Source organism: Paenibacillus sp. CCS19, assembly GCF_033239625.1.
GTDB lineage: Bacteria > Bacillota > Bacilli > Paenibacillales > Paenibacillaceae > Paenibacillus_T.
In genome coordinates, this window is sequence record NZ_BTCK01000099.1 from 1 (window position 1) to 1,263 (window position 1,263).

Sequence of the window (1,263 nt, forward strand, 5' to 3'; positions counted from 1 at the left end):
CCGCCGCGGCTGCGGGGGCGCCAAGACGCCGAGTCGAGCGCCGATTCGACGCCAGACGCCCAGCCCGTCGGCGGTGAGCGTTCGTCACGCGCATCCTTCCTTTCCCCGATCCATCCTGCACGATGCGATCAATTCCGCTTCCTAATCATTTTTGCAAACCCTATTCATTGTTCCCAGTTCCGTTGTAGTATCTGTCCGTCCTGCCAGCTCTAAACATCCCGCAGGCATGCATACGCCTTGTAATCGATGTATAATAAGCGATAGCTATGATCAGAACCGCGAAATCCAGCATGGGAGGAGACCGCTGACATGTGCGGACGTTACACCCTGACCGTATCGCTTGAAGAAATGATGCTTCGGTTCATGATCGGACATACGAGTGTGCCCTATCATCGACCGCAATATAACGTTGCGCCTGGCCAGCTCGTGCTCGCAATCGTCAATGACGGAGAGCAGAATCGGCTCGGCGAACTGAAGTGGGGGCTTGTGCCGCCTTGGGCGGACGACCCGAAGATCGGCTCGAAGATGCTTAACGCCCGCGCCGAAAGCGCAGCGGACAAGCCAGCTTTCCGCGAAGCCGTACGACGCAAACGGTGCCTCGTCCCTGCCGACAGCTTCTATGAATGGAAGACGCGTCAAGACGGAACGAAACAGCCGATGCGCATCGTCATGCGCGACCGACAGCCGTTCGCGATGGCCGGCTTATACGAGACTTGGGTCGCGGCAGACGGCTCCAAGCTAAGTACGTGCACCGTGCTGACGACCTCGCCGAACGAATTAATGGAGCCGATTCACAATCGGATGCCGGTGCTGCTGCGCCCCGAAGACGAGTCCTTATGGCTTGACCGCAAGGTGAACGACCCTGCCCGGCTGCAGCATTTGTTCACGCCATTCGACGAATCGCTGATGGAGGCTTATCCAGTATCTGCAGCGGTCGGCAGCGTACGCAACGACTTTGCCGAATTAATTGAACCAATTGAGGCTTAATTTCTTAGCCAACACTGCTAACCATTCGATCGATGAACGTCCGAACGGATGCTTAAAGCGAATAATTTACTTAAACAGTCCAATTGAATCATACGTAGGCACAGATTAAGTGGGGATATCCCGCACTTAATTGACTCCGATCAAGGTTTTCGCACAATTAAGTAGGGCTCTTCCACTCTTAATTCAGCATGCAGCCAATAAATCATACGTCGGCGCAGATTAGTGGGGATACCCCACTCTTAATTGCTCCGATCGAGGTTTTCTCACAAATTAAGC

1 protein-coding gene is annotated in these 1,263 nt (G+C 54.3%); it reads left to right on the forward strand.

Annotated elements, in window-relative coordinates; all coding sequences use genetic code 11:
• Positions 1-309 precede the first annotated feature (309 nt).
• Positions 310-987, forward strand: coding sequence for an SOS response-associated peptidase (locus SBI19_RS29340; RefSeq protein ID WP_317973072.1), 678 nt, complete (start codon positions 310-312; stop codon positions 985-987).
• The last annotated feature ends 276 nt before the right edge of the window (positions 988-1,263 follow it).